At 31.4% G+C, this 14654-nt stretch carries 11 protein-coding genes; 8 read left to right on the forward strand and 3 right to left on the reverse strand.

Annotated elements, in window-relative coordinates:
- Positions 1–83 precede the first annotated feature (83 nt).
- Positions 84–551 (forward strand): hypothetical protein, encoded by a 468-nt coding sequence (locus ACKVOV_RS13090; protein ID WP_409207206.1) that lies wholly within the window; start codon positions 84–86, stop codon positions 549–551.
- 22 nt (positions 552–573) lie between these two features.
- Positions 574–1503, forward strand: coding sequence for a hypothetical protein (locus ACKVOV_RS13095; RefSeq protein WP_409207207.1), 930 nt, complete (start codon positions 574–576; stop codon positions 1501–1503).
- A 444-nt stretch (positions 1504–1947) separates the two neighbouring features.
- Here the strand turns inward: ACKVOV_RS13095 and ACKVOV_RS13100 are convergent, their stop codons facing one another.
- Positions 1948–3675 carry a T9SS type A sorting domain-containing protein gene (locus ACKVOV_RS13100; RefSeq protein ID WP_409207208.1) on the reverse strand — a complete coding sequence of 576 codons (1728 nt, stop codon included), beginning with the start codon at positions 3673–3675 and terminating at the stop codon, positions 1948–1950.
- A 177-nt stretch (positions 3676–3852) separates the two neighbouring features.
- Here ACKVOV_RS13100 and ACKVOV_RS13105 point away from each other — a divergent pair, with 177 nt between their 5' ends.
- Entirely contained in the window at positions 3853–4599 is a 747-nt protein-coding gene (locus ACKVOV_RS13105) for a LytR/AlgR family response regulator transcription factor (RefSeq protein WP_409207209.1), read from the forward strand.
- A 1-nt stretch (position 4600) separates the two neighbouring features.
- Positions 4601–6451 (forward strand): histidine kinase, encoded by a 1851-nt coding sequence (locus tag ACKVOV_RS13110; protein WP_409207210.1) that lies wholly within the window; start codon positions 4601–4603, stop codon positions 6449–6451.
- Positions 6452–6654: 203 nt separating this feature from the next.
- Here the strand turns inward: ACKVOV_RS13110 and ACKVOV_RS13115 are convergent, their stop codons facing one another.
- Complete coding sequence (locus tag ACKVOV_RS13115; RefSeq protein ID WP_409207211.1) at positions 6655–7404, reverse strand: carboxypeptidase-like regulatory domain-containing protein; 750 nt, start codon at positions 7402–7404, stop codon at positions 6655–6657.
- A gap of 185 nt (positions 7405–7589) precedes the next feature.
- Between ACKVOV_RS13115 and uvrA the strand changes: the two genes are divergently transcribed.
- From uvrA to ACKVOV_RS13135, 4 genes are all read left to right on the forward strand, one after another.
- Positions 7590–10421, forward strand: coding sequence for an excinuclease ABC subunit UvrA (gene uvrA / locus ACKVOV_RS13120; RefSeq protein WP_409207212.1), 2832 nt, complete (start codon positions 7590–7592; stop codon positions 10419–10421).
- A 143-nt stretch (positions 10422–10564) separates the two neighbouring features.
- On the forward strand, positions 10565–11293 hold the full coding sequence (locus ACKVOV_RS13125; RefSeq protein ID WP_409207213.1) for a TIGR00730 family Rossman fold protein: 729 nt from the start codon (positions 10565–10567) through the stop codon (positions 11291–11293).
- A gap of 115 nt (positions 11294–11408) precedes the next feature.
- The gene (locus ACKVOV_RS13130) at positions 11409–11861 is read left to right on the forward strand and encodes a hypothetical protein (RefSeq protein WP_409207214.1); all 453 of its coding nucleotides are present in this window, start codon (positions 11409–11411) and stop codon (positions 11859–11861) included.
- 96 nt (positions 11862–11957) lie between these two features.
- Positions 11958–12650 (forward strand): SIR2 family NAD-dependent protein deacylase, encoded by a 693-nt coding sequence (locus ACKVOV_RS13135; RefSeq protein ID WP_409207215.1) that lies wholly within the window; start codon positions 11958–11960, stop codon positions 12648–12650.
- A gap of 118 nt (positions 12651–12768) precedes the next feature.
- Here ACKVOV_RS13135 and rpsA read toward each other — a convergent pair whose 3' ends face one another.
- Positions 12769–14559, reverse strand: coding sequence for a 30S ribosomal protein S1 (rpsA, locus tag ACKVOV_RS13140; protein ID WP_409207216.1), 1791 nt, complete (start codon positions 14557–14559; stop codon positions 12769–12771).
- Between the last annotated feature and the right edge of the window lie 95 nt (positions 14560–14654).

A 14654-nucleotide genomic window follows, 5' to 3' on the forward strand; every position in this document is an offset into this window, starting at 1 on the left:
GATACAAAAAATCCCCATTGTTGGGGATTTTTTTTTGGTTTGAAATGAGGAATTTTACAATGTTGTTAATGACCAAATAAACAATGACATGTCAAAAAAGTTATGCAAATAACAGCAATCAAATGGAGACCAGAAACCATCCAAACGGGGCGGAACCGAAAAGCTATATGAGTAGGGAAAATAAAAACACTAAAATAATTATGTCTATTACAGCAATTAAATCGATAGTTAACAAAACCAATGGTCCCATTGGAATTGTAAAAAGAGAAAATAAAGATCAAGATAATATTTCGTTAAGACCAAACGAGGTTTCGAATGAAGAAATATGGATACCATGGGTTTCAAATCAGCAAGAATTTAACGACAAAGTAATTGAAATAACCTTTTTTTCTAGCAATAATAAAATTTTTATATGGGAAACTGGAGGGAAAGTTAAATGGTCAATGAGAGGTTTTGAAAGCCCTGGAAGAGCAATAAATGGCAATTCTAACTCTGATGGAGATAGAAGACTAATTATTGAAGAAAATATGGTAGTACTAGAATCATTATAATAATTTTAAATATACAAAAAATATGAAAATCACAATTAAACAAGGAGTTACAATGGAATTGACAGCTCCTCAAACCTATGAAGTGAATTATCTTGATGGCAAATCCGAATATACGGAACCTTTTGTTATTATCAATTTTACTAAAACCGCCGCAGATCAAGAATTAAAAGGTTTTAGAACTATTATAGATGGTCTAGCAGCTTTCTTTATAACAACTGCAACAGGTGGAGCAGCTGCTTCAATGGGAATTACGGTAGCAATAGGTGCTACTTTATCTTTGATTACAAAGGTTGCAGGACCACTAATAGAAGATAAGTTATTTGGAATAAATCCAGATGGAAGCATAACTCAATATATGGCCTATCATTATTGGGGAAGTTCCACAGAAGGTATTGACCCTACGGCTTGGCCAATTCCTGGAGTAGATTCCAATGATTGGTTCAAAAAGGTAAATAGTTCAATTACCTCTTTCAAAAATCCAAGTCTAGTCAAAGTTCATACCGAAAGTCTTCATTTAGGAATTGAAACCAGTAAACAAAAACCAAACTATGAATTTAAGATGGAATCACAGGAGAATTTTTTAAATTATTCTAGAAAAAGTCTGAATGTTCCAATTGTTAATCTTTTAGAAGCTTCAAAGCCAGACTTAATAACTGTTGCTAGTGATACTAGTTTTTCTGAAAGTTTTAAATCTTGTATGGATCTTCAAGGTTTACCTACACCCTCTTCTATATTTGGAACCGTTACTACAGCAGTTACCAATATAAATGCTATTTATTCCGTAGTAGTGAAATATGGTACTAGTGTTACAATCAAAGAATTGATTGCAAAAGGAGTTTTAGGAGACGGATTAGCTATAGTTGGTTCGATGACAGCAGCATATTATTTAGGAGCCTGTATTGGTTGTGGAATTTATGCAGGAATTGGCAGTATGATTCCTTCTCCAATATAATATTTTAAAAACAATAAAATAAATATTCCCTTCAACTTTGTTTACTATTTGCTTTTTAATCTATTAAAATACAAAGTTTGTTAATTTTATTCTTGAATAATAACAACCAAAAAAAAGTGCTTCCATTTCTGAAAGCACTCTTTTTTTTTAAACCATATCCTTTTTTTAGTTGATAATTCTCAACAAATTAAATTGTAATAAACAATTGGTAAGTATATTATTCTGTAGACGAATATAAAAAATACACTCTATAATAATTATTTTACTAACAATATAATTACTTAAGAACTGAATTCGTGAAAAACGAAAAACTATGGAAAAAGCCGAAAAAAATTAGATTTTATGCAAGCGGTGAAGCTACGAAATGAGATTAAAGCTTTGAAAGAAAAGATATAACAAAAGTTCCAAAACGTTACATTTTGGAACTTTTGAATAAAAAACAACCTATTCCTTAATTATTTTCAATGATTTTCTGTCGTTAAATTGTAAGAAATACAAACCATTTGGTTGGTTTTGAATATCAATAATATTAGAACCAAATTCAACCTTACCTTTTTGGAGCACTTGACCTAAAGCATTCACAATATAATAATTAGCATCTATTTCGGAAGTCAAGTTGAACAGTCCATTACTTGGATTAGGATACAATTGAAAAGATTTTATATCAAAATCAGGTGTTCCTAAAGTTCCACTTTGTAATTTTAACATAAATCCATCATAACCTCCATTTGGAGTTATTCTAGAACCAGCCGTGAAATTAGGATCCAACCAAACGTCAGCGTTCCCATATAGATTGCCTACTAAAGTTAAATTATTTGCCGAATCTATAGCAATTGCATTTCCTACATCAACTGTACCTCCTAATGATTGCCCCCCAAATGCCCAAGCCCATGTAAATGCGCCTAACGAAGAAACTTTTGTTAGATAAACATCTGGTCCGCCGTTTGAAGTAAATGAAGAAGTACCGCTACCTGAATCAAAATCAACAGTTCCAGAAAAGTTTCCAGTTGCAAATACATTACTTTGAGAATCTAATGCTAAAGCGCTTAAAAAATCACCATTTACTCCCCCAAATCCATAAGTCCAAGAATAATTTCCTGATGTATTAAATTTTGAAACAAAATTATCTGTATTTCCAGTAGAAGTCAAATTATTTGTTCCTACAGAAGGATCAAAATCTACGGTTCCTGTATAATTCCCCCCCCAAAAGATCTCTCCAGTGGCATTCATAGTGATAGCTCGACCATATTCATCACCACTTCCTGCTGTTTTCTTTACCCAAACAAAACCTCCTAAAGTATTCATTTTTAACAAAAAAGCATCATATCCTCCTGTGGGAGTAACATTTACAATAGCCGCACTTGGATCAAAATCTAATATACCATTAAAATGTCCTGTCAAATAAATTCCTGAAGCATCAGCAATAATTGAACTGGCTGATTCTGCTGTGCCGGAACCTATTTGCTTAGCCCATTGGATGATACCAGCTGTAGAGTATTTCATTACAAAAAAATCTGTCGCAGTACCAGTTGCTGTATAATAAACCGTATCTGCAATTAAAGCAATTCCCGTAAAATAACCAGTAACAATTACATTATCTTGATCATCAATAGCTAGTGCGTTAGCATAATTACTCCATCTTGGTGAAGCATTATATTGAGATTTTGCAAGAGCACGAGCCCATAAAAAATTTCCGCTTGGATCTAATTTTAACAAGAATGAATCATTTAACGAACTCACCCCACCAAGAGGACTTGTAAGTCCTGCCAAAACTGTTGAACCAGCTCCTGGATCCATATCGCAATTATTGTAATATACTCCACAAATAAAAATATTGCCAGAACTATCTAATTTTACAGCATATGCGTCTTCATTTCCATACAAATTCCCAACACTTTTAGCCCAAATGAAATTTCCATTTGAATCGGTTTTTGTAATGAAAATATCATAACCTCCACTCGAGGTTAAATTTGTAACACCAGCACCAGAATTAAAATCTACTGTACCAGTAAATTTACCAACAGTAAAAATATTCCCAGATAAATCAATCGCTACAGAATTAGACATATCATCAGTAGTCCCTCCAATTGGTTTTCCCCATTGAAAAATTGGTGCTTGAGCTAATAAATTTGTGCCTATTAGCAATACTAAAATAATGTAAATCTTTTTCATAATAATTTGTTGTTTTTAAGTTTATGTGACAATATTACTAACAGAAACACTCTATATAATTGCTTACTTCATGAACGGTAGTTATGACTTCATGAACGGTAATTATTATTAAAAACAATTAATATGTTTAATAAAAAAATCTTGTATTTTAGCCTATGAATTTTTGAAGTACTCTAAATGAAAGCCATTATTGTAGATGACGAACCCAATGCACGCTCGTTATTAAGAAATATAATCTCTGAACATTGTCCAGATATTGAAATAATAGAGGAAGCACCAGATGTAAAAACGGCAGTAAAACTAATTAACAAATACCCTGTTGACTTAGTTTTTTTGGATATAGAAATGCCAAATGAAAATGGATTTGCGCTATTCGATTATTTTGAAAAACCAACTTTCGAAACTATTTTTTGTACTGCTTATTCTGAATATGCCATAAAAGCTTTTGAAGTTTCGGCAGTAGATTATATTTTAAAACCAATTAGTATTAGTAATATCAAATTGGCTGTAGAAAAAGTGATTAAACTTCATGGTTTAAACCAGATTATTCAAAAAGTTCAAACATTACGGGATAATTTAACCGTAAATAAATTACAAAAAATTGCTTTACCTCTATCTGACGGATTAACCTTTGTAAAAATTGAAGATATTTTATATTTTGAAGCAGATGGATCTTATACCCATGTAATTACTAGCTCCGAAAAATATTTGGTTTGTAAAAAAATAAAAGAATTTGATGAACTTTTACAGGATGATTCTCGCTTTTTTAGAGTACATCGTTCTTATTTTATTAATGTGCAACAAATAAAAAAATACAATAAGAAAGAAGGTGCTACTCTACTCTTTGATAATCAAAAAATAATCCCTGTCGCTAGAGAAAAAAAATCTGAATTTGATAACTTCATTAGTGGAATAAGTGTATGATATGAAAAAAATAATTTTACTTTTTATTTGTTTTAGTTCGATTGCCCAAAACAATTCAAAAATTCTTTTAGAAAAAATAAAAACTCATGCAAAACAAGATACAATTAGAGTTGAACTACTTGTTGATGCTTGTGTTGCAGGAACTTTTCAAGCCGATTCGGTAATGCTTTCTTATGCTAAAGAAGCATATTTTATTTCAAATAAAATTAATTATGAATTAGGAAAAATTCGCTCTCTTAATTGTATAGGAAACTACTATTTTCAAAAATCAAATTTTGATAAAGCAACAGAATTATACATGAAAGCTTTACAATTGGCTGAAAAAACAAATGATCAGAATAACATAGTTATTGGTAAAAGTAATTTGGCAAATATTTTTTGTAGAGTAGGTAAACAGCAAGAGGCTATTAAGTTACTTAAACAATGTGATGCTATTTTATTAAAAAGAGGTGATTCTTTGGCACAAAATAGAGCAGCCATTTTAACCAATTTAGCAACTGCTTTTTCATCTATTGATAAACATGAAATTGCAATTCTATATTATAAAAAGGTATATTCCATTTGTAAGAAAGGAAATATTGTTTTTGGTTTAGGGATTACTTCAGCCAATTTAGCTAGTGAATATTATGAGTCAAATAATTATCCAATGGCTTTGTCATCGGCATCAGAAACACTAAAAATAGCCGAAGAAAACAAGCTTGGTTTCTTAAAATCAAGTGCTTACAAAACTATTGGTTTAACTTATATTGCCTTAAAAAATAACAAACTCGGTATAGAAAATTTAAAACTTTCAGAAAAAAATGCTATTCAAATTGACGATAAAGAGACATTATTAACAGTCTATGAAAACTTACATTCTGCCTATTACAATTCAAATGACATTAAGAATGCATATTTAAATTGTTTAAATTTTATATCAATAAAAGATACAATGTATAGCATAGAATCAAAAAAGACTATTGAAGAATTAAACACCAAATACCAAACAGAAAAAAAAGAAACAGCCATAAAAAACTTGACACAAGACAAAAAAATAGGCGAACTAAGATCACAACAAAAAACATTCCTAATTTATAGTATAATAGGAAGTGTATTGGCGCTTGGATTGCTTTTCTATTTTATGTTTATTAGGTATAAAACAAAAAAACAAAACGAATTACTTAAAGTACAACTTCAAGAAGCAGAAAAAACCATAATTGCAGAGAAAAATGCTTCCGATAGTGAAATGAAAGCCCTGAAAAGCCAGATGAATCCACATTTTATTTTTAATGCGCTGAACAGTATTCAAGAACAGTTTATGTATGGTGATAAGGTGGTTGCAAATGAGCAAATGGGGAATTTCACTTATTTAACTCGTCAAATTCTTGAAGTATCCGGTAAGAAACAAATAACACTTTCAAAAGAAATAGATATTTTAACCAAATATTTAGAACTAGAAAAAATGCGTTTCGACAACAATTTTGAGTATTCTATAACCATAAATGATTCGATCGATGAAGATTACACACAAATCCCACCTATGATGTTACAACCTTTTGTAGAGAATAGTGTAAAACATGGGTTGCTTCATAAAAAAGGAGAAAAAAAACTTACCATAAATTTTTATTTATCTGAAAATGATGAATTTCTAATAGCACAAATAACTGACAATGGTATTGGTAGAAAAGAGTCTGAAAAAATAAATAAAAAAAATAATTCTAAGCACGAATCTTTTTCAATACAATCAATTAACCAAAGACTAAAAATGTTAAATAACAACCAAATTGAAAATCTCGTGGTTTATGAAGATCTTTTTGATGAAAATGGTGCCTCAGTTGGAACTAACGTTAAAATTAAGATTAAGGTAATTTAATTTTTTATCCTTATATAGACGACATAAAAACATACTCTATGGTAATTATTTTACTAACCATACAATTACTCAAAACCTGAAATCAAAAAACGCATTCATGAAAAACAAAAAGCGATAGAAAAAGCCGCTAAGGATTTAGATTTTATGCACGCTCAAAATTGAGAGATGAGATTAAAGCTTTGCAAGAAAAAATATAAGATTTTTTACTTTTTTAAAACCTTATATTCCTCATAACAACCATTTATAGCATCTAGAATTTGTAAATCATTTGCGGTTTGTGCAAATGTTTCAGAGTAACTACAACGCTGCAAAATTTCTGCAAGCTCTTTTTTATCTATCCCTAAAAGCAAGTAAATAGTTTGATGGTCATATTTTGTTTGAAGCAAGTTTCTTAGGTTTTCATCTTTTTTTAATTCCTTAAGCCTTTTAAGCTCTTTAGGTTTTTTACCAAAAAAATTATAAAGCATATCGGCTGGATTAAACAAAGAACTCATTACTCTACCAAAAGCTCCTGGAGAACTTTCTCCTGCTTCATATCTACTTGTTAAACCAGAGATATTATACCAATAATTTTCTCTTTCGGGAATTAATTTCGAGTCAACTTCTAAATAACCAGTTAAGTCATAAGGAGGAATAACAACTTCTTCTAGCGCGTAAGCTTTTTCTGTAAGGTGAATTCTGTTTGCATTACTTTTTATCCAATCATTTGTCACCTTTATTTCAATCGATTGAAAACCCAAACTAGAAACAAGTAAAACATCATTTAAATTGGCTGGGATCTTAAAATTACCTTTTGCATCAGTAACGGCACCTTTTACTAAATTAATGTTTACAACATTAATATTCCACAAAGGCAATAAAGTGTTATCATTTACAACCGTACCTGAAATTATAGTCTCTTGTGAAAATGTTGAAACTGAAAAAAATAAAAATGAAAGTATAAAATATCTCATGCTAAAAATTTGTTAGGCTAATGTAATTATTCATTATGAGATATTTTGCAGATTATATTATAATTATAAGAAAATTAACAATAAGTCATAAAAATACAAAATTAAAAGTTAATATTAATAGTTTTGAAAGTAGGAAAGGTTTAAATTTAAAATCCAAAATTGTACCTTTGTTTTTTACTCCAACTATGTTAGAAAACGATAATACAATCGAAGTTATTGGCGCTCGCGTTCATAATCTCAAAAATATAGATATTTCTATTCCTCGCGAAAAACTAGTGGTTATTACTGGACTTTCTGGTTCGGGAAAATCATCTTTGGCTTTCGATACCATTTATGCCGAAGGACAACGCCGTTATATAGAAACTTTTTCAGCTTATGCCAGACAATTTCTCGGCGGATTAGAACGTCCTGATGTTGATAAAATTGATGGATTATCACCAGTAATTGCTATAGAACAAAAAACAACTTCTAAATCTCCACGATCAACAGTGGGAACCATCACCGAAATTTATGATTTTTTACGTTTGCTATTTGCTCGTGCTGGAGATGCCTACAGTTACAATACAGGCGAAAAAATGGTTTCTTATTCTGATGAACAAATTAAAGATTTAATTATCAAAGATTTTTCCGGAAAAAGAATCAACATCCTCGCTCCGATTATTCGTGCTAGAAAAGGACATTATGCCGAATTGTTTCAACAAATTGCCAAACAAGGTTTTCTGAAAGTTCGTATTAATGGTGAAGTCAAAGATATTACTGCAGGTATGAAACTTGATCGTTATAAGACCCATGATATTGAGACAGTAATTGATAGAATTGTAGTTGATAATACTGATGATGTTCAGAAACGAATATCCGAAAGCATCAATACAGCAATGCATTACGGAGAAAATGTATTGATGATTTTAGATCAGGATAGTAACGAAGTCCGTTTTTTTTCTAGAAACTTAATGTGTCCAACGACTGGAATTTCGTATCAAAATCCAGAACCCAATTTATTTTCGTTCAATTCTCCAAAAGGAGCTTGTCCTGACTGTAACGGTTTGGGGACAATTAATGAAATAAATATTAAAAAAATAATTCCAAATCCTAAATTATCGATAAAATCTGGCGGTTTTGCTCCTCTTGGGGAATACAAAAGTTCTTGGATTTTTAAACAATTGGAAATTATTGGCGAAAAATTTGAGTTCAAATTAACCGATGCTATCGAAACCATTTCCGACGAAGCCATGGAAATGATTCTAAATGGTGGCAAAGAAAAATTCTCTGTAACTTCAAAAACTGCTGGAGTTACCAAAGAATACAAAATCGAATTTGAAGGGATTTCTGCATTTATAAAATCGCAACATGACGATTCGGGTTCATCAACTTTAAAACGTTGGGCTAAAGAATTTATGGACGAAGTAAATTGTCCTACTTGTGAAGGCTCACGACTGAAAAAAGAATCACTATATTTTAAAATAAACGAACAAAATATTGCCGATTTATCTAATATGGATATTTCCGATTTAACAGTATGGTTTCATGATTTAGACAAGCATTTGTCTGACAAACAAAAGCTCATAGCATCTGAAGTTATTAAAGAAATTAAAGACCGATTAAACTTTTTGATGAATGTTGGTTTAGATTATTTATCTATCAGTAGAAGTTCAAAATCCCTTTCTGGTGGCGAAGCACAACGTATTCGTCTGGCAACTCAAATTGGGTCACAATTGGTTGGTGTTTTGTATATTTTAGATGAACCGAGTATTGGTTTGCATCAGCGTGACAACGAAAAATTAATTCATTCGTTAGAACAATTGCGAGATATTGGCAATTCTGTTATTGTGGTCGAACATGATAAGGACATGATAGAACGTGCCGATTATGTTATTGATATTGGTCCGAAAGCTGGAAAATATGGAGGGGAAATTATAAGCAAAGGAACCCCAAAAGAATTATTGAAAGAAAATACCATTACAGCACAATATCTAAATGGAACAATGAAATTCGACATTCCAAAAAAACGTCGTGAAGGCAATGGAAAATTTCTAAAATTAACTGGTGCTACTGGAAATAATTTAAAAAATGTTTCGATAGAATTGCCTTTAGGACAACTTATTTGTGTGACTGGTGTTTCAGGTTCTGGAAAATCTACATTAATAAATGAGACGCTCTACCCTATTTTGAATGCATTCTATTTTAATGGAGTAAAAAAACCAAAACCATACAAGAAAATTGAAGGTTTAGAACATATCGACAAAGTTATTGATATTGATCAAAGTCCAATTGGAAGAACACCAAGATCAAATCCAGCCACTTATACTGAAGTTTTTACGGAAATAAGAAATATGTTTACTATGACTTCCGAAAGTATGATTCGTGGTTACAAAGCGGGACGTTTTAGTTTTAATGTAAAAGGAGGACGTTGCGAAACCTGCGAAGGTTCTGGAGTAAGAACTATCGAAATGAGTTTCTTGCCCGATGTTTATGTAGAATGTGAAACCTGTCAAGGAAAGCGTTTTAACAGAGAAACACTAGAAATACGATTCAAAGGAAAATCTATTTCTGATGTGTTGAATATGACGATTGACGAAGCTGTTCCTTTTTTTGAAATGATTCCGAAAATACATCGAAAAGTAAAAACTCTACAAGATGTTGGTTTAGGTTATATTACTTTAGGTCAACAAAGTACAACGCTTTCCGGTGGAGAAGCACAACGTATAAAACTCGCTGGTGAATTATCTAAAAAAGACACAGGAAATACATTTTATATCCTAGACGAACCCACAACTGGATTGCATTTTGAAGACATTCGAGTTCTCATGGATGTGATTAATAAATTAGTTGACAAAGGAAATACAATCCTGATTATCGAACACAATATGGACGTGATAAAACTCGCCGATTATATTATAGATATTGGTCCTGAAGGTGGAAAAGGTGGAGGAAATGTGGTCGCCAAAGGAACTCCTGAAGAAGTTGCTAAAAATAAAAAAAGTTATACTGCACAATTTTTGAAAAAAGAATTACTTTAGCAGGCTGTTTTTTACAAAAAAACATGAATTAAATCGTGAAGCCTAGCCCTGATTGAAACGACATCCTTTTTCTTGCTCCTTTAGCAAGGAAAAGATATAGTGAAAAGCAGGAATAGCTTCTAAATAATAAATAAAAATAAAAAATGAGATTAGAAGATTTTGATAATGACGAGGATAAAGTAATCCAAGATAAGTTAAAACAAAAAACGTGGAATGAGATTCGTTCGAACGATTCTTGGGCAATTTTTAAGATTATGTCTGAGTTTGTAAATGGTTACGAAAGCATGGCGAGAATTGGGCCTTGTGTTTCTATATTTGGCTCTGCAAGAACAAAACCAGAGGACAAATATTATATTTTGGCCGAAGAAATCGCTTATAAAATAAGTAAAGCTGGTTATGGTGTGATTACTGGTGGTGGTCCTGGAATTATGGAAGCTGGAAACAAAGGTGCGCACCGTGGTGAAGGAACTTCGGTTGGGTTAAATATCGAATTGCCTTTCGAACAACATTACAATCCATATATTGATAAAGATAAAAATCTAAATTTCGATTACTTTTTTGTACGCAAAGTAATGTTTGTTAAATATTCTCAAGGTTTTGTGGTTATGCCAGGAGGTTTTGGAACTTTAGATGAGTTATTTGAAGCAATAACGTTAATTCAAACTAAAAAAATTGGAAAATTTCCTATTATTTTAGTTGGTACTAGTTTTTGGTCTGGACTAATGGATTGGGTACAACAAGTCATGATTGAAAGAGAAAAAACAGTTTCTGCAGATGATATGAAACTGATAAAAATAGTAGATAATGCTGAGGAAGTTGTTGAAGCTTTAGATAATTTCTATAAGAAATATAATTTGAGCCCTAATTTTTAGTAATCAAATAATAAGCAACTAAAAAAAATAAAAAGCAGTTGTAAGTAATATTTTTTTAATTATGTTTGTTGAAATTTTTAATTTTAAAAAATTAACCCAAAAACCCAAATACAATATGAAAAAAATTATTGCAATCTCATTTTTATTTATTAATTATCTAGGTTATAGTCAAATAAAAGTTATCCCAACTATTCCTATCGAAAAAATTGGAAGAATTGGTGAGAATGGATCTAGTGACATCTACATTCAGAAAGAAGGAAATGAGTATACTGTGTTTTTTAAAAATATAGAGCCTACTGAAACTAGTTCATCTACAAAATTTAATTTCAAAGATTTAACAGGTGATTTCGAAGCTTTGTATACTATCATTTCAGATGGTTTTAATGCATCTCCTGTAGCTGATATAAAATTAGATTTACCAAACGATATTGTTTGGTTACACTATACTAAAAGCTTACAAAAAGTTGTTACATTACAATTTATGAGTAAAGATAAAGCTACATCTGTTACTGGGATTTCTGATTTTATGAGTAAAGCCGATATAAATAGTTTGTTCGGAAAAAAATAGTTTCCAATAGTATAAAAATAGTTGCTTAATAAAATCGGTTTTTACTGAAATTATTAGGCAACTTTTTTTATATAGATTTCCTCAAAAAAATAAGGTATGAAAAAAACAATTGTTGTACTTACAGGAGCAGGAGTTTCTGCCGAAAGCGGCATTAAGACCTTTCGTGACAGTGATGGGCTTTGGGAAGGCCATAATGTTACAGATGTTGCAACGCCCGAAGGCTGGAAAAAAAATCCTGCATTAGTTCTCGATTTTTATAACAAACGTCGTCAGGAACTTAAAACTGTAAAACCCAATGAAGCCCATCTAATATTAGCAGAATTAGAAAATGATTTCGATGTACATATAATCACTCAAAATGTAGATAATTTACACGAAAAAGCAGGAAGTTCGAATGTGTTACATCTTCACGGAGAACTAACAAAAGTGAGAAGTGTTACAAGCAAAAATCATATTTTAGATTGGTTTGAAGATTTAAATCTCGGCCATTTTGATGATCATGGCAACCAACTTCGCCCTCATATAGTTTGGTTCGGAGAAGATGTTCCTGCTATAGAAAAAGCAATCAGTATTGTCGAAAAAGCAAATGTTTTAATTATTATTGGAACATCGTTACAAGTATATCCTGCGGCAAGTCTCATGAATTTTGCACCACAGAATAGTCCTATTTATTATATTGACCCTAATCCTGCAACTGTTTATGATTTACCCAATCCTCTAAAAGTTATTGAAACAATAGCTTCTAAAGGAATGAAAACTGTACAAAAAGAATTAATGAAATTACTTTAATTCTTTTTGTTAGCTTAAACTTTTAATATATAAATACAAGTTTTTAAAATTCCCCATTAAAATTAAACAAAAAAAGCCTCACATTTCTGTGAGGCTTTATATCTAAAAAACTAGAGAATTATTTTTTCTCTGATTTTTCCATTTTAGCTTTCAAAGCAGCCAATACATCATTATTATCTCCTAACGTTGCAGCAGCTGCGTTGTTATTAGATGAAGATGCATTAGAGTTAGAATTGTTATCTGAAGCTGTTTTCACATTTTTCTCTTCTTCCTCACGGAAAATAGCAGTATGTGAAGCTACAACTCTTTTAAATTCTTTATTGAATTCGATAACTTTGAAGTCAGCAGTATCGCCTTTTTTCAATTTCTTACCATCTTCTTTTTCAAGGTGACGAGTAGGAATAAAAGCAACAACATCATCTCCAAAATCTACAGTAGCACCTTTTTCAACGATTTCAGCGATTTCACCGTTATGGATTGTTCCAACAGCAAAAGCAGCTTCATGTTTGTCCCAAGGATTTGCAGTAGTTTGTTTGTGACCTAAAGATAATTTACGAGCATCTACATCAAGTTCAAGAACTACGATGTCTAATTTTTCACCTACAGCGATAAATTCTGATGGATGCTTGATTTTTTTAGTCCAAGATAAATCTGAGATATAAACCAATCCGTCGATTCCTTCTTCTAATTCTACGAAAATTCCGAAGTTTGTAAAGTTTCTTACAGTACCTGTATGTTTAGAACCTACTGGGTATTTAGAAGTAATATCAGTCCATGGATCTTGCGTCATTTGCTTGATACCAAGAGACATTTTACGTTCGCTTCTGTCTAGAGTTAAGATAACACCTTCAACGATATCACCTACTTTTACGAAATCTTGAGCAGAACGCAAGTGCGTAGACCAAGACATTTCAGAAACGTGAATTAAACCTTCAACACCTTCAGCAACTTCGATAAATGCACCGTAATCAGCGATTACAACTACTTTACCTTTTACTTTGTCTCCAATTGCTAAGTTAGCATCTAGAGCATCCCAAGGGTGAGCGTTTAATTGTTTTAATCCTAATTGAATTCTTGTTTTCTCATCATCGAAATCAAGGATTACAACGTTTAATTTTTGATCTAATTCAAGAACTTCACTTGGGTGATTAATTCTAGACCAAGAAAGGTCAGTAATGTGAATTAATCCATCAACTCCACCTAAATCAATAAACACACCATAAGAAGTAATGTTTTTAACAACACCTTCTAATACTTGTCCTTTTTGTAATTGACCGATGATTTCTTTTTTCTGAACTTCGATATCCGCTTCAATAAGCGCTTTATGAGATACAACAACATTCTTGAATTCGTGGTTGATTTTCACAACTTTAAATTCCATCATTTTGTTTACATACTGATCGTAATCTCTAATTGGTTTCACATCGATTTGAGATCCTGGTAAGAAAGCTTCAATACCAAAAACGTCAACGATCATACCACCTTTAGTTCTACATTTTACAAAACCGTTTACAATTTCTCCAGTTTCATTTGCAGAAATAACTCTATCCCATGCTTTGATAGTACGAGCTTTTCTGTGAGATAAAACAAGTTGTCCAGTTTTGTCTTCACGAATGTCGATTAAAACTTCAACTTTGTCACCTACTTTAAGTGATGGATTGTAACGGAATTCATTCAAAGAAATAACACCCTCAGATTTAGCGTTGATATCAACGATAACGTCTCTGTCAGTAATTCTAACAACTACACCTTCTACAACTTCCTCTTGGTCAGTTGCGATAAATGTTTTTGCTACTAATTCTTCGAATTCTCTTAAGTTTGCTGCATCAACTGGATCTATTCCTTCAGAATAATTGTGCCAGTTAAAATCTGCTAAAAACTGTTCTTGTGATTTTAATGTTTCAGACATGCTGATAAAAATTTGTATTTTGTTTTTCGTGAGTTTCTTTACGCGATAGAAAAACAAAAGTGTTTTACATAAATTATTTAATTCCCAAACGAAAC

Source organism: Flavobacterium sp., from assembly GCF_046153165.1.
Taxonomy (GTDB): domain Bacteria; phylum Bacteroidota; class Bacteroidia; order Flavobacteriales; family Flavobacteriaceae; genus Flavobacterium.